The organism is Pseudoalteromonas sp. AS71 (assembly GCF_038900275.1).
Taxonomy (GTDB): Bacteria; Pseudomonadota; Gammaproteobacteria; order Enterobacterales; family Alteromonadaceae; genus Pseudoalteromonas.
Genome location: NZ_JBBMQZ010000010.1, coordinates 63,082 through 82,551, shown reverse-complemented (window position 1 = coordinate 82,551; position 19,470 = coordinate 63,082). Strand labels below are relative to the sequence as shown.

Sequence of the window (19,470 nt, the reverse complement as noted above, 5' to 3'; positions counted from 1 at the left end):
GCAAACTCATAAATCTATATAATAAGATTATCTAATTTTATGAAAATTAGCCCTACATAGGTAAAATAATAATGAATAACAAGCGCCTATTCTATGGAATTAGTCTTTAACTATACGGAGTAAACATCTATTTTGAACTGGCAATCTTTAGTCGATAACAGACAACGTTTTTTTTGGCTTTTGCAAATTGCAGGCTGGATTGGTTATGCGTTAGTAAATTATATTGGCTCTAAAGTATTTGAAATGCGTGATATATACGTATTTGTTATTTTATTAAATGCTTACGCTGGTTGCTTAATGACAGTACCGCTTAGGTATATTTACCGTAAAATTTGGAATGCCTCGCCTTGGGTATTAATGATTGTAGTATTTGGTGCCTCTTATGTAACGGGTACTTTATGGGCTGTCGTTCAAAAGTTTAATTTGTGGGAAATATACCGCCATGGTTATAGACCCGAAGAGTGGTTTTATTACCTGCAGCAAGGTTTAGATTCTGTTTATATTATTTTATGTTGGAGTGGTCTGTACTTTGGCGTTAAATATTACCAACTATTGCAAAGCGAGCGACAAAAAGCGCTCAAAGCCACAACTATGGCACACGAAGCGCAATTAAAAATGCTTAGGTATCAGCTCAATCCCCATTTTTTATTCAATACACTCAACGCTATTTCTACTTTAATTTTGGTTAAAGAAAACAAAGATGCTAACTTAATGGTAGCAAGGTTAAGTGACTTTTTACGTTATACATTAAATACCGATCCAATTAAAAAAGTACCACTAGAGCAAGAGCTACATGCGCTCATGCTTTATTTAGAAATAGAGCGTGTTCGTTTTGATGAGCGATTAAAGGTAAATGTAGATATAAGTGAGCAAGCTAAAGAGGCTTTAGTACCGAGCTTAATTTTGCAACCAATTATCGAGAACGCGATTAAATATGCGATTGCCCATCTAACAGAAGGTGGGGTAATTGATATAAAAGCACAAGTATTTGCGAATGAATTATTACTAGAAGTGGGCGACAACGGCCCAGGTACTGACATACTTGATGGTCAATTAGTTAACGCTCAAGGTGTAGGTGTCGCTAATACTAAAGATAGATTAAAAACGTTGTATGAAAATAATTATTCGTTTGTATTATCACATAATACGCCAAGTGGATTAAAAGTTAATCTGCGAGTACCTTTTGAGAAGGCTGTGAAAAATGACTAAAATAAAAACACTCATTGTTGATGATGAACCGTTAGCAAGAAAGGGTTTAGCGGTAAGGCTGGAAGAATACTCTGATATTGAAGTAATTAAATTATGTAGTTCAGGCGCTGATGCAATTGAAATGTGCCAAAGTGAGAAAATCGACTTGGTTTTTTTAGATATTCAAATGCCAGGCATGAATGGTTTTGAAGTAGCAAGAGCGCTCAGCGAAAGTACAAGAGCATTACCTGCGATTGTGTTTGTAACTGCCTTTGATCAGTTTGCCGTAAAAGCGTTTGAAATTCATGCTCTCGATTACATTTTAAAACCCGTTGATGATAACAGACTAAAACAGGCGGTAGAAAAAGTGCATACCTACTTAAAAACGCAGCAAGACAACGCCCATAAGAAAAAACTAGCGAGTTTTGTAGCCGGTATTACTGGTAACAATTGCGAAGAAATACTTAAAAAATTAGCCACTGGCGACACGCTAACAGACAGGCGTTACCCAGAATCACTTGCAGTGAAAGAGCAGGGTGAAATTATTCGTGTGCCAGTAGCGACTATCCAATGGGTTGATGCTGCAGGTGACTACATGTGTTTACACTGTGAAGATGGACAAACGCATATTTTACGCAAAACAATGAAAGAGCTAGAGCAAGAGTTGGACCCTCAGTTGTTTGTACGCGTACACCGAAGTGCAATAGTAAATACAAAGCAAATTAGTAAGTTGGTTACGCAGGTAAGTGGCGAGTATTTATTAGTACTTGAAAACGGACAAGAGCTAAAAGTAAGCCGTAGCTACCGTGATAAAGTAAAAGCAGCACTAGCAAGTTAAAACCAGTGCCTTTACTTTACTACAGATACAAAAAATGCGAGCTAAGCTCGCATTTTTTATATTTGTAATTAATTATACCAATTGCGTTAAATAAGTAATCTATTATAGCGCTAAGTAAATAGCGCTATAATAAGGCGAAAATTATGACATATAGTTGTTCTATATGAATAATTTTCAACGCAGTGAGAGCGCTATTTAATGCGATAGAATAATCATGTTTTTAATAAACATTGGTATTATGCAACGGTTACAATTTTCATTGTGTTAGTTGCACCCACAGTTTCCATTGAGTCACCGTGAGTAATAATTACTGTATCGCCAGACTGTAAAGACCCTTGAGAAACTAAAGTATCAAGCGCGGCTTTTACCATACCGTCTTTTTCAGTTTTTGTAGAATCAAAAAATACTGGGTAAACACCACGATAAAGTGCTGTTTGACCTAATGTACTCGCATGACGTGAAAGCGAGTAGATTGGTAAGCCTGAGCTGATACGCGACATTAATTTAGCCGTACTACCAGATTCAGTAAGTGTGATAATTGCTTTAACAGAATCTAAGTGATTAGCTGCATACATAGCAGAAAGCGCAATTGATTCAGCATTGTTAGAAAAGCGACTATCTAAACGGTGCTTAGAAACGTGCGTTTCTTTTTGCGATTCAGCACCTAAACAAACACGTGCCATAGTTGCAACTGTTTCTTCAGGATAATCACCGGCAGCTGTTTCAGCTGAAAGCATAACTGCATCTGTTCCATCAAGAACAGCATTTGCAACATCCATTACTTCTGCACGTGTAGGCATAGGGTTATCGATCATCGATTCCATCATTTGCGTTGCTGTTACTACAGTACGGTTTAATGAACGAGCACGACGAATAATTAGTTTTTGTTTGCCCATAAGAGCAGCATCACCAATTTCAACACCTAAATCACCACGAGCAACCATTACAGCGTCAGACGCCAAAATGATGTCATCAACAGCTTCTTGCGTTTCAACGGCTTCAGCACGTTCAATTTTAGCAAGTAACTGTGCTTTTGAACCAGCAGCTTCAGCAAGCGAGCGCACGTAGCGCATATCGTCGCCACTACGTGGGAATGATACGGCAATGTAATCTACGTCAATTTCAGCGGCAGTTATTAAATCTTCTTTGTCTTTTTCAGTAAATGCTGGAGCAGTTAAACCACCACCTAAACGGTTAATACCTTTATTGTTAGATAAAACACCGCCAACAGTCACTGTACAATGCACTAAATGCCCAGCTACTTCATCAACACTTAATTGAATAAGGCCATCGTTTAGAAGTAGTAAATCGTTAGGGCTTACATCGTTAGGTAATTCTTTATAATCAATACCTACAGAGTTTATGTCGCCTTCGCCTTTTTCCATTTTTGCATCAAGGGTAAATTTTGCACCCACAGCAAGCGTTACTTTACCTTCTTTAAAAGTAGAAACGCGGATTTTAGGACCTTGAAGGTCAGCAAGGATAGCAATATGCTTGCCTAATCTTTTTGCAATATCGCGTACAGCTTGTGCACGGTCTTTATGATCTTGGGCAACACCATGTGAGAAGTTTAAACGTACTACATTAGCCCCAGCGATAATAATTTTTTCTAAGTTGTTATCTCTATCGGTAGCAGGTCCAAGGGTAGCGACTATTTTAGTGCGTCTTAGCATCAATTTCTCCTGTTTGCTTGGTGAAAGCATGTTGACGTTATTTTGTTGAATTAAAATATCTATATTAGAATAAAATATTTTAGTTATGTGCAAACTTCAAAGGTTTGCCACTATTTTATACAAAACTATTGTGTCATCATTATGACACCGGTGTCAGAATGCGTCAATGATCTTAATTTCAATTAGCTTTGCTTTTAGTCACCCCGAGACCATTGATGTTTGATATAATTACGTAGCTTATTTATCTGTAATAAAAAAGCATATTGTATTAGCTCATGATTAGTATTTTATGACTGTATGAGTATAATGCACGCGGTATTATTTAATTTATACACTGAATTTTCTAACCAAATAGTTGTTACCGAGGAGGACACTAGATGCAAGTTGCATTAGTAGGGTTAGGCGTTATGGGAAAAAATCTTGCCCTAAACTTGATTGAAAAAGGGATAACGCTAGTCGCTTATGACAAAAACCCACATGCGGGTGAAGAGTTACTAAGTTGTGCTAAATCTCAAGGCATGGCTGATAGGCTTCACATTGTCTCTGATTTAAGAGACATGGTAAGGCGTTTAGAGGCACCTCGTTCTATTTTATTACTTGTTCCTGCCGGTGAGTTAGTTGATACAGTTTGTAATGAACTTGTAGAGGCCGGCGTTAACTGTGACGATATGATTGTCGATTGCGGTAATAGTAATTATAAAGACGGTATAACGCGTAAGCTTAAATACCAAAATAAATTTGAATTTGCCACTATGGGAATTTCTGGCGGTGCAGAAGGCGCTCGCCATGGTCCTGCAATGATGGCAAGTGGTTCTGAAGGTGGTTGGGAACGTATTGAGCCATGGTTTGAAAAAGTAGCTGCTAGCTATAATGGCGACTCGTGTTTTGCACGTGTTGGTCAATCAGCAAGTGGTCATTTTGTAAAAATGGTTCATAACGGTATTGAATACGCACTTATGCAACTTATTGCAGAAGTGTACCAATTACTTCGTTTAGGTACTAATCGTTCTCCAAAAGAAGTGGCTGAGATATTTAATGACTGGTCAGAAGGTCAATTAAATAGCTACTTACTGTCTATTTCTAGCCACATATTGTCACTTGAAAATCATAATAATGTACCGCTTGCGGACTTAATTGATAATAAAGTTGGCGCTAAAGGTACTGGTCTTTGGACTGCGCAAAATGCACTAGAACTTGGTATTGCTGTGCCTTCACTTGTTGCTGCTGTACAAGCTCGTCATTTAACTAATGCATGTAATACAACGGCTGCACAAGAGATGACGTACGCATCTAAATCAACTAACAATGTTGAAATTGATTTAGAAGAACTAAAAGAAGCGTTCTTACTTGCAAGCTTACTAGCGTATCGCCAAGGTTTAGCATTAATTAAAGGTGCATCACGTACTCATCAGTGGAAAGTTGATTTATCTAAAACGCTTCAAACATGGCGCGCGGGTTGTATTATTCGTGCTGACTACCTCGATAGCGTTGCACAAGGTGTTGAATTTATTGATACCCTTGAGAAAGAGTCTAACTCTTTGCGTAAAATTACCGGTCAAGCAATAATGACTGGTTTAGCATTCCCTGTATTGGGAGCTACACAAACGTATTTAGCAACATTAACTACACCGAGTAATGGGCATTTAGTTCAAGCCCAGCGTGATTACTTTGGTGAGCACGGCGTTAAAACCCATAGCGGTGAAACATGCCATTTAACTGACCTAGTGGATATAGACGCTAAAGTTAGATAATAAACAGTTGTTTAAAACGATAAAGGCACGCTATTTAGCGTGCCTTTTGTATTTTAGTCCTGCGAAATTTAACGGCTTAATTCACCGCGTAAATTGTCTTGCATTAAATGACGAATAGTTTCGACCTCTAATTTTTGGCTAAATAGATAATGTAATTTAGTTAAGCATGCTTCAAGGGTCATATCGTATCCACTAATAACACCAATATTTAACAGTGCATTACCCGTCGCGTAGCCGCCCATATTTACATGGCCTTTTAAGCACTGCGTTAAATTAATAATAACGACGCCACGTTTACTTGCTTCTTCAAGTATTGATAAAAAGTTAGGATCTTGCGGTGCATTACCTACACCAAAACTAAGTAACACCAAGGCTTTAATATTGCCGTTGACTAAGCTTTTAACCACTTCTTGACTAATACCAGGGTATAAATAAAGCACACCAATGGCTTGAGGTGTGATGGGGGTAACTTGAAGCTCATTTTCAACATAAGGACTAAGTTGGCCTTTAATCAATTGAATATTAATACCCGATAACGCTAAGGGATCAAGATTAGGGGAGGCAAATGCATTAAAACCATCAGCATGGGCTTTAGTTGCTCTGTTACCCCTAAACAGTTGGTTATTAAAAAATAGACTTACTTCAGCAATAGGGTAGTTGGCTGCTAAATACATGGCATTGAGTAAGTTGACTTGCCCGTCAGATCGCAATTGAGAAAGTGGTATTTGTGAGCCAGTTACAATCACAGGTTTAGTTAAATTTTCAAACATAAACGATAGCGCTGAGGCTGTATATGCCATGGTATCGGTGCCATGAAGCACAACAAAACCATCATAATCTTGGTATTTGTTTTTAATGTCATCAGCAATAAGTTGCCAATGCTCAGGAGACATATCTGAAGAATCTATAAGCGGGCAATATTCGTGAATATCAAATAAAGGCATTTCATCACGGTTAAATTCTGCGTTATTAACCACTGTTTCTGTTAAAAAACCTTCAGCCGGTATATAGCCTCGGCTCGATTTTTTCATCCCTATAGTACCGCCAGTATAAGCGATATAAATGCGTTTACGTTTCATAAAAAAAAGCCCAGTAAAAAAACTGGGGTTAGTATAACGTTAAGTAACTTTAAATACAGCTGATTAGGTGAAGCTATGCACTTTTATTGTGCAACGTTACACACTAAACAGCGAGCATATACGCCTTGTGGATCGTTGTAATCTTTAAGGTTTTCTACTTCAGTACTTAATTGGTTTATAACGCTTTGCAAGTTAGCTTGCGTTGCCAGCACTGATGTTTTTTGTGTTTGTAAACCAAGCATAGATTTAATAGACGCGTTACCAAAAATGTCTTGAATCATTTTTTCTTGCGGGCTTAAATCTTGTTTAATGGTTTTAACTTCATAATGATTAAGTTTAGCAAGTTCAGCAGCTGCTTTTATAGCATCTTGTTTATCACCAAGTTTGTCTACTAAACCTAGTTCAAGTGCTTGAGATGCAATCCATACGCGGCCTTGGGCAATTTTATCAACTTGCTCAGGCGTCATATTACGTGCATCAGCAACAACATTTAAAAAGCGACCGTATGCTTCTTCAACACTCATTTGAATTACTTCACCCATTTTTTCGTTAAGAGGTCGGGTGATTGAAAAGCCAGCCATTTCGGTTGTTGCAACACCATCTGAATAAACACCAATCTTAGATAAAGTTTTTTCAAATGTCATAAACGTACCAAATACACCAATTGAGCCTGTAATTGTACTTGGTGCTGCCCAAATTTCGTTTGCAGCAGAGGCAATCCAATAACCACCTGATGCAGCTACAGAGCTCATTGAAGCAATAACAGGCTTACCAGCAGCTTTAAGCGCTAATACTTCTGCACGAATAACTTCAGAGGCGAACATACTACCGCCACCTGAATCAATGCGTAGTACAACCGCTTTAACTTTGTCATCTAGGCGTGCTTTACGAAGTAGAGCTGCTGTAGAGTCGCCACCAATTTCGCCCGCTTTACGCTCGCCATCAACAATCGTACCTTTAGCAATAACAACGGCGACTTTTTCGGTAATAGGGTTATCAAATTCAATAGGTGGTTTAACCAAGCTTAAATATTCACGAAATGAAACTTGCTTAAATGTTTTGCCATCTTCTTGCGCGCCTACTAAGTCTATTAACTGTTGGCGAACTTGTTGATTTGTTTTTAAAGAGTCAACCCACTGGTGGTCAAGTGCATATTTACCTGCATCGCCATCAGCAGCTTTCATTTTTGCAAGATATACGTCCATTGTCTCGTCAAAATTTGACTCATCAAATGGGCGAACCGCAGCAACATCTTGTTTGTATTCGCTCCAAAGAGCACCTAACCAAACACGGTTAGCTTCCTTGGCTGCTTCAGACATGTCGTTACGAATGAAAGGTTCTACTGCTGACTTAAAGGTACCAACACGGAAAATATGCTGCGTTACTTCAAGCTTTTCAAGTGCATCTTTAAAGTAAAGCGGATACATGCCGTAACCTTCAATACCTACGCTACCGTATGGGTGCATAGCTATTTCATCAGCATGTGATGCAATATAGTATTGTGCTTGGGTATAGTAATAACCCGATGCAATCACTTTTTTGCCAGCTTGTTTAAATGCATCAATAGCATTGGTAATTTGCTTAAGTTTGTTTAAATGCGCTTTAGGCATTTCTTGTAAATCAAGCAGTATCACCGTAATGCGATCGTCTTTAGTTGCTTCGTTTATTACTTCAACAATATCATCGAGTAATATTTCGCTTGGCGCTTCAGAACCAGAAGTCGCATCACTAATTGCAGCTTCGACCGGGTCTATGTATGTTTTTTCTTCAACAATAGGGCCATTTAGGTTAAGCCTAAGCACAGAGCCATTTTCAACTATTATTTTATCGTCGTCACTTGAGAGTGACACTAAGAAAACAATTACCAGTAATAAAAACAGAATGTTGAGTATTAAACGACGAGAAAAGTTAATTCCAGCCCAAATACCTTTAAATACCTTTGCTATCAAAATAGCTCCTTAATTTGGTACAGTTAATACATTAGTTCCATCTTAGCCTAGAATAAAAATAAATTTAACTGCTAAATCGTAACGAAGTGTTTATGAGGTGCTATTAATACATGGTTTTACGGCTTTTTTTAATTAAATGAAGGCACATATTGCTTATTGCTTGCCATTAAAGCAGAATTAGCTAAGGTATACAGGTTAGACCAGTTAACGGGGCACAGGATGTTAGAACAACAATTACAATTAAAACACACACAATTACGTAACCGCTTAGTGATGGGCTCAATGCATACAGGCCTTGAAGAGGGCTGGCATAACCGCAAACGCTTACGTGCATTTTATGAAGCACGTGCAAAAGGCGGCACCGCAATGTTAATTACGGGTGGATATAGCCCTAATTTACGTGGCAAATTAACACCTATTTCATCTTCATTTAATAGCTATTACGATGTATTCAAACATCGCGCTTACACAGATGCTGTGCACAAACACGGCGGAAAAATTTGTTTGCAATTATTGCACGCTGGACGTTATGCGTATCATCCATTCAATCAAGCACCAAGTGCAATAAAAGCACCGATTAATCCTTACAAACCTAAAGCGATGTCGCTTGGCTCGATTAAAAAAACAATTAAAGACTTTGCGCATTCTGCCTATATGGCTGAAAAAGCCGGCTACGATGGCGTTGAAGTTATGGGTTCTGAAGGGTATTTGATTAATGAGTTTATGGCGCCGCACACCAATAAACGTGAAGATGAATTTGGTGGCTGCTTAGAAAATAGAATGCGACTTGCGCTTGAAATAGTGAAAGCTGTAAGAGCAAAAGTATCTGAACAATTCTTAATTATTTTTAGATTGTCGGTCATTGATTTAATTCCAAACGGCTCAACGCCAGAGGAAGTTGTCATTCAAGCTTCCGAGCTTGAAAAAGCGGGCGTTGATATTTTTAACACAGGCATTGGTTGGCACGAAGCGCGTGTACCGACTATTGCGAGTATGGTACCTCCGGGTGCATTTAAAGAAGCATCAAAACGCTTAAAAGACGTGGTGAGCGTGCCAGTTATTGCTGTTAACCGAATTAATACTCCAGAAATTGCTAACGATATTTTAAATGCAGGCGAAGCCGATTTAATTTCGATGGCAAGGCCGCTACTTGCCGATCCAGAGTTTTTTAATAAATATGCGAATAATCAATCCAAGCAAATTAATATTTGTATAGGGTGTAACCAAGGTTGTCTAGATCACGTATTTAAAAATAAACGTGCAACGTGTTTAGTTAATCCACAAGCTGCATTTGAGCTAGATTATCCGTTAGAACAAGCAACCAGAGCTAAAAATGTATTAGTAGTCGGTGCAGGCCCTGCTGGTTTATCGGCAAGTTGTTACTTGGCACAAAAAGGGCATAACGTCACGCTAATTGACCAAAAATCGCAAATGGGTGGCCAATTTAATTTAGCTATGCAAATACCGGGTAAAGAAGACTTTAACCATACACTTACTTACTTTACTAATGAACTCGAACGATTAAAAGTAACTGTAGAGCTTGGCAAAGCTTACGACGATTCAATGCTTAAAAACTATGACGATATTGTATTTGCAACTGGCGTTCGCCCACGTGAAGCATCAATTAAATGTAGTGATAACAAGCGTGTGTTTGCTTATGACGAAGTTATACGCGGCGAAGTAGAGCTTGGTAAATCAATTGCCATTTTAGGTGCCGGTGGTATAGGTTTTGATATGGTTGCGTTTTTAAGCGAGCACAAATCGCAAACTATTAGCGAGTTTAAAACGCAATGGGGTATTGAGTGTGAAGCCCAACCACATAAAGACGAACGCCAATTGTATATGTTAAAACGCAGTGCGGGTCGTTTTGGTAGCGAGCTTGGTAAAACAACGGGTTGGATACATCGCCAAGTTGCTAAGCAGCATGGCGTGAAGCAAATTGCTGATTGCCAATACCAAAGCTTTGATAAAAGCGGACTTACTATTAATGTTGCTGGCGAAACTCAAGTACTGCCAGTAGACACGGTTATTGCCTGTATTGGTCAGGTTTCTAATAACGAAGTGCTAGAAAATTACGCAGATAACGCAAAGGTACATGTTATAGGCGGCGCTAAACTAGCTGCTGCTATTGATGCCAAACGCGCTATTTTTGAAGCACTTCAGGTAGCTAGAAGTATTTAAGCTTTGTAAACAAGTTGAAATAGTTTATTAATTCGTGCGGTCTTTGCTGTTTATAGTCTATAACTTAATAAACATTGAACACACAGGATACGCATGAATAAACTAACCAGCCTTTACGATGCAATATTGAGTAAATTATCATTTTTAGATGGTTTACCTGCATTGCTATTTCGCTTAATTTTAGCCCCGGTTATGATCATTGCAGGTTATAACAAACTTGCTATAAGCGGTGAAGCAGAAGGTTTTTTCGATAACTTTTTAGCATCTCCAGATGTAGTTCAATGGTTTGGTAATAATGAATGGGGTTTAGGATTACCGTTTCCAGACTTACTAGCCTTTTTAGCGGGTTGGAGTGAGTTTTTAGGGGGTTGGTTTTTATTACTTGGCCTTTTAACTCGTTTGGTCAGTATTCCGCTTATGTTCACAATGGTCGTTGCTGCAACATCAGTACATTGGCATAATGGTTGGTTTGCAATTGCGCCAACTAATCCTGAAACAAGTGCTGCACAAGTACTCGATTGGTTATCAATTCCGGGCGCTAAAGAAAGCCTCGAAAACTCATTAGAAGTACAAGAGCGAATAGGAAAAATTCGTGGCTTAGTTGAAGAACACGGCTTTCCTGATTATCTCTACGAAAAAGGCAAACCCTCTATTTTAAATAATGGTATAGAGTTTTCGGCAATATACTTTGCAATGCTCCTTAGCTTATTTTTTATGGGAGGAGGGCGCTTTGTTAGTATTGATTACTGGTTAAAGCGAAATATTTTAAATCAATAGCGCTAAACCTATTTAAAAAGGCCGCATAAATCCATTTTGTGCGGCTGTTTTACGTTTTAGACTCCCAGTATTTATTTATTAAGGTTTTAAATGTTACTCTAGCGTTTTGAATTTTGAGGAATCGTTATGAACGCTATCGAGCTTTTACTTACCCGCCAATCAGACTCTAAACTAACAGAGCCGGGTCCTACGCCTGAGCAGCTCGACATAATTAAGCAAGCAGCGTTACGCGTTCCCGATCATGGTTGTATTGCCCCTTGGCAGTTTATTGTTGCTCAAGGTGATGCACGCGATAAACTAGGTGAAATTTACCATCAAAGTGCGGTAGCAGAGCAACAGGCAGAAAAAGTAATTAATCGTGCTAAAGAGCTTCCCCTTCGTGCGCCTATGATTGTAATAGCAATTGCTAAATATCAAGAACACCCAAAAGTTCCTCGAATAGAACAAGTACAAAGCGCAGGGTGCAGCGTACTTGCGATGCAACAAGCTGCATTCGCTCAAGGATTAGGTGGTGTTTGGCGTACAGGCTACTTTGCACAAAGTGCAGCAGTTAAAAAAGCGCTTAACTTACATGAGCAAGATGAAATAGTAGGGTATTTATATATAGGTACACCAGAAGTCGATTGTAAAAAGTCGCCTCGCCATAAGCCAGAACACTATTTTAGTAATTTGTGAAATAGTATGAACTTTGCGCAATTTACATAGTCATAATTCATTAAGGTTACAAAGAGTATTATTCAAAAGTTAATGGCTTGGCTGTAAGAAGCGCTTGGAAGCACTAAATTTACTAAATCTTCTTCAGTTTGTTTTTTAATCGGTTGTTTTTTGATACATTATGGAAAGTCTTAATAAAAATAACGATAAAGAAGACGAAAACTATGGGAAATTTATTTTTACGTGAAAAAGAGAATTGGCTAGCATGGTCAATTTGGGGAATCATTGGTGCTTTTGTAACACTGTATGTTGCAATGAGCACAAACGCATCACATTTCATAGCCGGTTCAGCAATGGGTATGCTTGTGTTGTTAACATGGTGGATGCACCAGTCCAAACGTTTCGACTTCGGGCGTGCATTTAAAGTATGCTGCTACGTTTTATCGCTTAGTGTGCTACCTGCTTTTATGTTTGTTGTAGTACCAAGTGATGATTTAAATCGATTTGATTTAATTTTTCAAGGCGTTACCTTTACTGCACTGAGTATATTGGCTTGTTTAATTTGTTCTTGGATTGCTCGCAGACCAAAACAATATTATTAATGCGTTTCATTTTAGTCCATTAACTAGACTTTCATTAAAGTGAATAGCTTAATAAAATAACAAAGTGGATGTATTTCATCCAATAAATTAATATTTTATATTAATTTATATTTAGCTCTTTACAAGTTACGTATTTAGCCATATTATTCGCGCCGTGCGGAGAGATGGCAGAGTGGTCGAATGCACCGGTCTTGAAAACCGGCATGGGTTTATAGCCCATCTAGGGTTCAAATCCCTATCTCTCCACCATTATTTAAAAAAACCGCCTTATGGGCGGTTTTTTGCTTTGTGGAGTTTAGTAAGTGACAAAAGCAAGAAACCTTTCAACCTCGCAGCAATTAATAAAGCATGTTTTATTATGGACTGTGTTTGGTTACTGCTATCAAAGTGCCATTACTTTATTAGTCAAAATGGCGAGTGACGCACAGCCAGAAAATTCTCTTATTACCGCTTTAGTTTATTGTGTGGGCTTTAATATTTTAGCTGCTCATTTAATTACCAAATACGACAAACATTGGCCGGTAATCGGTTCTATTTTTATTGGTTGTGTAGGACTCCTTGGCGTACCTTATTTACTGTTTGGTGAGTCAGCATTGCTAGCAATTCCTTTACTTGCTGGAATTTTATTCAGTTTACCGCTTTGTAGCTACATTGTTGGCCTAATTAAGGTGAAACTCAGCAAAAACTAGCCCCAAACACGGTTTATTTTGTGATAGCATATATGCGTCTTTTAACTAACAAAACGTGAAAAACACATTATGTCAGATAATTTTACTACAGATGCTGAAAAAGCAAGTTACGGTATTGGCTTACAAATGGGTGAGCAACTTAAGTCTAATCCTTTTGAAGGCTTAAACCTAAATTCAGTATTTGAAGGCATGAAAGATGCGTACGCTGGTAGCGCTTTTCAAGTTGAGATCCCTGAGATCCAAGCTGCATTCGAAAAAATTAACGAAGAGATTCAAGCTCGTCGTGAAGAAGAGTCAAAAGTACTTTCTGCGGAAGGTATTGCATTCTTAGAAGAAAACGCAAAACGTCCTGAAATCACAGTAACTGAGTCTGGTCTTCAATATGAAGTATTAGCAACTGGCGAAGGCGAAAAGCCAACAGCTGAGTCTACAGTACGTGTTGATTACCACGGTACACTAGTAAACGGTACTGTTTTTGATAGCTCATACGAGCGCGGTCAACCTGCTGAATTTCCAGTTGGTGGCGTGATCAAAGGTTGGACTGAAGCATTACAAATGATGCCTGTAGGTACTAAATGGCGTATCTACGTTCCTCATGAGCTAGCTTATGGTGAACGTGGCGCAGGTGCTGCAATCGCACCTTTCTCAACGCTTGTATTTGATGTTGAGTTACACGAAATCCTTTCTTAATTTAAATATTAATTAAGAATTTAAAAAGCCGTGTTCAATTTGAACGCGGCTTTTTTGTGTCTGTAATTTAAGAACTTTATGTATGCTAAAAATAAAAAACCGCATTAATAAAATGCGGTTTTTAAATATATAAAGTAAAGAGGTATTTGTTAGCTATTAAAAATAACCGCGGATACCAAAGCGAAAGTTTCTGCCAGGTAACGGTGCTTTATCTTTAATAAATGAGCTATGTACAAAACCTAACTCGTCGGTAATGTTATCTACATTTATATAAAGTTGTGCATCTACCGCACCTAAATCAAGTTGGTAATTAGCTTGTGCGTCAAATAACGTATAACCATCGGTTTGTGTTTCAAACGCAGTTACATCGTTTTGATCAAAGTAATGAGTACCTGTAAGCGTTAGTTGTAAATCACCTAAATCATATTGCAGCTCCGAGCCTAATTTATTGGCTGGAATACGCGGTAGGTTACCTTCATCATCTTTAAGTTTTGCACGAGTTGAGTCACCAAATACTTTAACCATAGCGCTTGATGTAATTTGATAGTGAGCATCAAATTCAATACCATATAGCTCTGCATCTTTGCTGGTAAACTGATAAACCGCAACGGCATCATCATGTGCACCAATAGCCGATTCTAAACCATCTTCTTCATCGTAAACTAAACCTGTATTTTCTTGGAAGTAGAAGTTTTTAATATCGTTATAGAAAAAGTTAACTGTGTAACCAAAATCACCGCTAAAACGTCTAAAGCTTAAATCTAAGTTAGTTGAAGTTTCTTGCTTAATATTTTCAGGCTCAAAATGCGCTTCATTACCTTCAATGTTGTAACCAAGGCCAAGCTCATACGTACCTGTTGCAATGTGTAAACCATTTGACAAAAGCTCTGCAGAAAGTGGAGCTCGCTCTGAATGAGAAATACTTGTCGCAATACTATGGCCCGGTTTGTACTGCCATATTGCACCCGCTGATACACTTAAATTAGTAAAGCTTTGACTGTAACCAAGTGTTTCTTCGTCGTGTTCTTCTTCAGCTTCGTCATCGTCGTGATCATGACCATGCTCAACTTCCGAAATTTGGCTTTCTATTTTGTAATCTTCGATACGCGCGCCAAGTTCAACGGTTACATCACCAAATTCACGTTCTTCTAATAAATAAAGTGCATTAGTTGTCGTTACACTTGCTGGTGTAAATGCTTCTTCACCAATTGCATCGTAATCAGAGTCGCTGTAGTGATAGCCAACCATGCCATGCCAATCAGCAAATTTATGTTCTACATTTAAGCGTGCTTCAGTGGTTTTATTGGTAAAAGTTGTACCAATAGCACCGTCTTCAATTTCGCTATGCGAGTAATCGGTATAGCCAACACGTAGGTTAATGGTTTCAATCCAATTGTTATGCAGTGCATAGCTTATTAAACCCTGCCACCGGTCTTGCTCTAAATGTGCATAAACGGCTTCTTCAGCCTCTTCATCTTCATGCTCTTCGTGTTCTTCTTCAGTTTCGCCTTTGTGATCATGCTCGTGGTGATGTTCATGTCCCGGAATCCCGTAATCGGTATCAATGCTACCGTAAGAAAAACCAACCGTTAGGTGCTCTCCAACATAGCTAGTACCAAAGTTAAGCGTTTCGCTATCAATAAAGGTATTCTCTACTGAATCTTCTTTTTCGACATCGCCATCATCATCGGTGATAGTAAAGTTTGGTGTTTGGTAATCATCGCCGCTGCGTTTTGTACCATCAAAATGAAAGTTAAAACCCTCATTACCGGTTTCAAGTTTTGCAGCAACTGTATTTGCGTTAGATACAGTATCGTGGCTGTATTCAGCTGCACCTGTAAGCTCGTCGATATTGCTAGTAGGAATACGGTTATCAACCACGTTTACAACGCCACCAATTGCACCAGAGCCATAAAGTAGGGTGCTTGGACCGCGTAATACTTCAATTTGTTCTGCCGCTAGGCTGTCGCTTGATGTCGCGTGGTCTGGGCCAATACGCGATGCATCGCTGGCATCTAATCCATTTTGTGTGATTTTAACGCGAGGGCCATCTAAACCGCGAATAATCGGGCTTGATGATACTGGGCCAAAGTAACTTGCATTTACGCCGGGTAAACCTTTAAGAGTTTCGCCAAGTGTTGGTTTAGATTTATTTCTTAATTCATCACCTGAGAGCACGCTTACTGGCGATATCATTTCTAAGCTGTTTTTATGAAGTGCAGAGGCATAAACAACCACTGTTTCAACCGATGTTGGTTTAAGTGACACAGACAGACTGTTTGAAGATTCGGTAACAGCAATACGAGAGTCTATGTAGTTGTCTTTACTAATATGTAATTGGCTGTTTGCATCGATTTCGATAGCAAACTCGCCTACATCATTACTTTTTACGCTTTGGTTTTTGCCATGAACATGGATAGAGGCATTTTTAATTGGCTGATTTTTATCATCCATTACTTTACCAGTAACAGTTGCAGCCAAAGCTGATTGAGAACATAAAACAGAAAAAATAGCAGAGGAGATTAATGTTAACTTTGTCATGGATATATTGGTTCGTGGTTATTATGTTGTGATATAATATAACACCGCAAAATTAACGAATCAACAATGTTATAGTATAACCTTGTGTTTTGCGATGAATAATCTAAAAATGGCGATTAAGCCAATATTATAGAAATTCAAATAATAGGTTTGTGAATAGAAAACTTATCCATATGGCCGAATAACTCATAGCCCTAGCTGGTAAATCTATATATTTAATAGCGGCTATCTATCATTATCGCATCTAGTTTATGCTGCGCTCTTGTCTGGTTTGTTATATCTACAGATTCAATCATTTCGCATTCGTCGCGGATCATCTCCGAAATAAGGCTAGGGTAGTGGCGGCAGTCTTCTGGGCGGTCGAGGTAAATGCTGCAGGTATACATGTTTTTAGCGAGAGGATCTTTTTTGGGCGCAATTTCTAAAAATGGGCACACTTGAAGTCTTAAGCCTGTTTTTGGGTCAAACCAAATTTCGTAGTTTTTAACGTATTCATAAATTTCGGGGTTAAAAAGCTCCCATAAATCTATTTCTTCTTTCGTTGCGCTTAAATCGCCGCCGCCATATTTAATACAGCATTTACCACACTGGTTGCATTCTTTCATAATTGGCTAATTTAGTTGGCTGTTAACGAATTTAAGTTAGTTATTAGTGTAGCACCAAATTTATTATTAACGCTCTACTGAATTTACCTATCCTTTAATTTTTGGGTGTTTAAACAATAGTTAGATACAATAACTTGTTAAAACCTCTTGTTACATTTTATATAGTACAGGCTTTATTTAATGGTTTACTCTAAAGGTAGCGAAAAATGTTACTAACCCCGCTTGAGCAATTGTGTGATTGTTCAATGTTGCTGAGCGCAGATACCTAAGCAGGGCGTTATTATGAAAGAGTCTGTCACTAAGTTAAAAACAGAATTTAATGCAAAGTTATTGTACTGGAATAATCTTAAAAGTAGCAAAGCCAAAGCGGCAATCATCTTATTATTTATAGTTGTCATTGCACTCAAAGTGTTTACGACCATCTTTACGTTGGATTGGGTTGCAAGTTTATTCAGTGTGTAAGTTTACCAAGAGTAATTGCGATAAAGTTTAATCACAGAGTGTTTAACGCCTACGCGATGTTCATTATTAATGTATTATTACGCTATACACCAAATTAAATAAATCAGTTGTTTAAATACGTTTTATAATGACTGTAATGATACATTTTAGCTAAATTGAGTGAGTAAATGAGTTTAGCTGCATTAAAGGATAACCAGTGATGATGAACACAAAAGTATATAAAGCGGTACACGACCTTGCAGAAGATTTAATGGCGGCGGCTAATAAAAATAACCGTGAAAAGTTTGAATCGTTATTTGCAGAGTTAAAAGCTATTTGTATTGAAAACGAAAATACCTCAAAAGATCACCCTGTACAATGGGAAACCTTAGCTGATTTTACCGAAGAGTTAGAAGAGGCAATCACGACTTACGAAAAAGCATTAGAAAAGTCGATTGCGATTAATAACAAAGATCACATGTCGTCGGTTTCTTTTTCAATGGCCACATTACAACTTGAGCTTGGCCAAAAAGATGAAGCCATTAAAAACCTTCAAAATGCTAAAGTCAGCGCCAATAAAATTGAAGACAAAGAGCTTAAAGCTGAAATACACGACCTACTAGAGTCGCTTATTGAAGAAGAAGGTTAAATACATAAAAGCATAACTTATCCATATTGAATGTGATTTTTGTGGATTTAGCTTGAGCTTAATAAAGCGCTGATGGTTTATACCCTCAGCGCTTTTTTATGTTCGCTATAAATACTAAACCAAAAGAAAAGGCTTACTATTGAGCTAGCTTATTCATAAAATCGACAATGTACTTTGCAATTTCTACTGGTTTTTCTTCAACGCTAAAGTGCCCTGAATCGAGTAAATGTAGTTCAGCGTTCGGTACATCTTTTAAGTATGCTTTAGCGCCTGCGGCTATAAACGCAGGGTCGTTTTTACCCCATACAATTAACGTTGGTGGTTGGTACTTGCGTAAATAAGCTTGCCACTTTGGATAGTCGAGAAGGTTGTTGTAGTAATCTTGTAGCAATTGCACTTGAATTACTCTATCGGCTTTGGTTTGTAAAAAGTGAAGATCATGCGTCCAGCTATCTGGGCTCATCACTTCTGGGTTACTTTGTACGTCTCGTAAATACTGCTTATTAATAATGGCTTTATCAGACGTGAACGAATAAATTTTATCACTCTGCGCTTTTGATTTATCCTCATTCGCGGCTTTAAAAAATGCTTGCCTCGCTACGGTTAGCCCCTCTAAATATGCATTACCATTTTGTACAATAAGTGCATTAAGTTTATTAGGATTATTTAACAACATTCTAAAGCCTACAGGTGCTCCAAAGTCTTGTATATATAGGCTGTAGCGCTTTACTTTAAGCGTTTTTAGTAACCCTTCAAGGTATTGAGCTAGTAATTCAAAAGTATATTTTTGAGTTTCTGGGTTTGGGCGTGCGCTATAACCAGAGCCTAAATAATCGGGTGCAATTACATGATAACGACCTGATAAAAGCGGGATCAATTCTCGGTAGCTGTGTGAAGATGACGGATAGCCATGTAAAAGCACAATGGTCTGCTTATGTTGCATGCCAGCTTCTCGGTAAAATATTTTTTTACCGTTTACATTTGCATATTTGTAGGTGGTTTTTGAAGGCCATACAGCATCAGCGGCGTACACTTTAGCGGTAAGTGTAGATATTGAAACTAATAAAAACACAATAAATGAGACTATGTGAGCAGGTTTTACTTTAAGATTTTTTTGTATATCTATGGGCATAAGTAAACTCGTTATTTTTGGCAATGACGCT

General features: G+C 38.2%; 17 protein-coding genes and 1 tRNA gene. 12 read left to right on the top strand and 6 right to left on the bottom strand.

Features of this window, described 5'->3' with window-relative positions; genetic code table 11:
• Nucleotides 1–132: 132 nt before the first annotated feature.
• Nucleotides 133–1,209 carry a histidine kinase gene (locus tag WNY98_RS09530; protein ID WP_007582687.1) on the top strand — a complete coding sequence of 359 codons (1,077 nt, stop codon included), beginning with the start codon at nucleotides 133–135 and terminating at the stop codon, nucleotides 1,207–1,209.
• Nucleotides 1,202–2,026, top strand: coding sequence for a LytTR family DNA-binding domain-containing protein (locus tag WNY98_RS09525; protein WP_294113798.1), 825 nt, complete (start codon nucleotides 1,202–1,204; stop codon nucleotides 2,024–2,026). The genes WNY98_RS09530 and WNY98_RS09525 overlap by 8 nt, the downstream gene beginning before the upstream one ends.
• A 236-nt stretch (nucleotides 2,027–2,262) precedes the next feature.
• On the opposite strand, the gene pyk is transcribed toward WNY98_RS09525, so the two are convergent.
• Nucleotides 2,263–3,699 (bottom strand): pyruvate kinase, encoded by a 1,437-nt coding sequence (gene pyk, locus WNY98_RS09520; RefSeq protein ID WP_007582689.1) that lies wholly within the window; start codon nucleotides 3,697–3,699, stop codon nucleotides 2,263–2,265.
• A 377-nt stretch (nucleotides 3,700–4,076) separates the two neighbouring features.
• On the opposite strand from pyk, the gene gndA reads away from it, so the two are divergent.
• Nucleotides 4,077–5,450: an NADP-dependent phosphogluconate dehydrogenase gene (gene gndA / locus WNY98_RS09515; protein WP_010554474.1), complete on the top strand. Its 1,374-nt coding sequence runs from the start codon at nucleotides 4,077–4,079 to the stop codon at nucleotides 5,448–5,450.
• A 68-nt stretch (nucleotides 5,451–5,518) separates the two neighbouring features.
• Here the strand turns inward: gndA and ansA are convergent, their stop codons facing one another.
• A complete protein-coding gene (ansA, locus tag WNY98_RS09510) occupies nucleotides 5,519–6,529 on the bottom strand; it encodes an asparaginase (RefSeq protein WP_024600271.1) in 1,011 nt (336 codons plus the stop codon).
• 83 nt (nucleotides 6,530–6,612) lie between these two features.
• Nucleotides 6,613–8,478 (bottom strand): signal peptide peptidase SppA, encoded by a 1,866-nt coding sequence (gene sppA / locus WNY98_RS09505; protein ID WP_342877755.1) that lies wholly within the window; start codon nucleotides 8,476–8,478, stop codon nucleotides 6,613–6,615.
• A 219-nt stretch (nucleotides 8,479–8,697) separates the two neighbouring features.
• On the opposite strand from sppA, the gene WNY98_RS09500 reads away from it, so the two are divergent.
• From WNY98_RS09500 to WNY98_RS09470, 7 genes are all read left to right on the top strand, one after another.
• Nucleotides 8,698–10,659: an NADPH-dependent 2,4-dienoyl-CoA reductase gene (locus WNY98_RS09500; protein ID WP_342877754.1), complete on the top strand. Its 1,962-nt coding sequence runs from the start codon at nucleotides 8,698–8,700 to the stop codon at nucleotides 10,657–10,659.
• A 93-nt stretch (nucleotides 10,660–10,752) separates the two neighbouring features.
• Nucleotides 10,753–11,436, top strand: coding sequence for a DoxX family protein (locus WNY98_RS09495; RefSeq protein ID WP_024600268.1), 684 nt, complete (start codon nucleotides 10,753–10,755; stop codon nucleotides 11,434–11,436).
• 126 nt (nucleotides 11,437–11,562) lie between these two features.
• A complete protein-coding gene (locus WNY98_RS09490; protein WP_170070976.1) occupies nucleotides 11,563–12,111 on the top strand; it encodes an NAD(P)H nitroreductase in 549 nt (182 codons plus the stop codon).
• 203 nt (nucleotides 12,112–12,314) lie between these two features.
• On the top strand, nucleotides 12,315–12,692 hold the full coding sequence (locus tag WNY98_RS09485; RefSeq protein ID WP_007582705.1) for a hypothetical protein: 378 nt from the start codon (nucleotides 12,315–12,317) through the stop codon (nucleotides 12,690–12,692).
• 158 nt (nucleotides 12,693–12,850) lie between these two features.
• Nucleotides 12,851–12,941 (top strand) — tRNA-Ser (locus tag WNY98_RS09480).
• 53 nt (nucleotides 12,942–12,994) lie between these two features.
• Nucleotides 12,995–13,381 (top strand): hypothetical protein, encoded by a 387-nt coding sequence (locus tag WNY98_RS09475; RefSeq protein WP_342877753.1) that lies wholly within the window; start codon nucleotides 12,995–12,997, stop codon nucleotides 13,379–13,381.
• Between the two features lie 69 nt (nucleotides 13,382–13,450).
• On the top strand, nucleotides 13,451–14,071 hold the full coding sequence (locus WNY98_RS09470) for an FKBP-type peptidyl-prolyl cis-trans isomerase (RefSeq protein WP_024600265.1): 621 nt from the start codon (nucleotides 13,451–13,453) through the stop codon (nucleotides 14,069–14,071).
• Nucleotides 14,072–14,227: 156 nt separating this feature from the next.
• On the opposite strand, the gene WNY98_RS09465 is transcribed toward WNY98_RS09470, so the two are convergent.
• Together WNY98_RS09465 and WNY98_RS09460 are read right to left on the bottom strand one after the other, a co-directional pair.
• Nucleotides 14,228–16,612: a TonB-dependent receptor gene (locus WNY98_RS09465; RefSeq protein WP_342877752.1), complete on the bottom strand. Its 2,385-nt coding sequence runs from the start codon at nucleotides 16,610–16,612 to the stop codon at nucleotides 14,228–14,230.
• 215 nt (nucleotides 16,613–16,827) lie between these two features.
• Nucleotides 16,828–17,217 carry a YkgJ family cysteine cluster protein gene (locus WNY98_RS09460; RefSeq protein WP_182736467.1) on the bottom strand — a complete coding sequence of 130 codons (390 nt, stop codon included), beginning with the start codon at nucleotides 17,215–17,217 and terminating at the stop codon, nucleotides 16,828–16,830.
• A gap of 282 nt (nucleotides 17,218–17,499) precedes the next feature.
• Here WNY98_RS09460 and WNY98_RS09455 point away from each other — a divergent pair, with 282 nt between their 5' ends.
• Together WNY98_RS09455 and WNY98_RS09450 are read left to right on the top strand one after the other, a co-directional pair.
• Nucleotides 17,500–17,679 (top strand): hypothetical protein, encoded by a 180-nt coding sequence (locus tag WNY98_RS09455; protein ID WP_024600262.1) that lies wholly within the window; start codon nucleotides 17,500–17,502, stop codon nucleotides 17,677–17,679.
• 199 nt (nucleotides 17,680–17,878) lie between these two features.
• Nucleotides 17,879–18,307: a hypothetical protein gene (locus tag WNY98_RS09450; RefSeq protein WP_024600261.1), complete on the top strand. Its 429-nt coding sequence runs from the start codon at nucleotides 17,879–17,881 to the stop codon at nucleotides 18,305–18,307.
• Between the two features lie 136 nt (nucleotides 18,308–18,443).
• Here the strand turns inward: WNY98_RS09450 and WNY98_RS09445 are convergent, their stop codons facing one another.
• On the bottom strand, nucleotides 18,444–19,439 hold the full coding sequence (locus tag WNY98_RS09445; protein ID WP_342877751.1) for an alpha/beta hydrolase: 996 nt from the start codon (nucleotides 19,437–19,439) through the stop codon (nucleotides 18,444–18,446).
• Nucleotides 19,440–19,470 lie beyond the last annotated feature (31 nt).